We start from the raw sequence: 255 nt of genomic DNA on the forward strand, positions 1-255 counted from the left end.
GTGTCTGGCAAGACAAGACCGTCATCGAGATCATCGACAGCGTGTTCAGCGCCTACGCGCCGCGCGCCATCTGGCGCTGGAGCGACGAGACCGCTCCGTTCATGGAAGGTGCCGGCCGGCGCGGTTATTGCTGCCAGTACCGTGAATCGGACTTTGATTTCATCCGCCGCCTGCTGACCGACGAAGGCTTGTCGTGGCGTTTCGAAGAGGCCGATGGCGGCCAGTGCATGGTGCTGTTCGCCGACAGCAGCGAGG

General features: G+C 63.1%; 1 protein-coding gene (cut by both window edges). It reads left to right on the top strand.

The whole window is internal to a contractile injection system protein, VgrG/Pvc8 family gene (locus tag GJA_RS28425) on the top strand: the coding sequence, 285 nt in all, runs 10 nt past the left edge and 20 nt past the right edge, and what appears here is coding positions 11–265, spanning codon 4 (partial) through codon 89 (partial); the first complete codon in view begins at position 3. Both the start codon and the stop codon lie outside the window.

The organism is Janthinobacterium agaricidamnosum NBRC 102515 = DSM 9628 (genome assembly GCF_000723165.1).
In the GTDB taxonomy this organism is placed as follows: Bacteria; Pseudomonadota; Gammaproteobacteria; order Burkholderiales; family Burkholderiaceae_D; genus Janthinobacterium; species Janthinobacterium agaricidamnosum.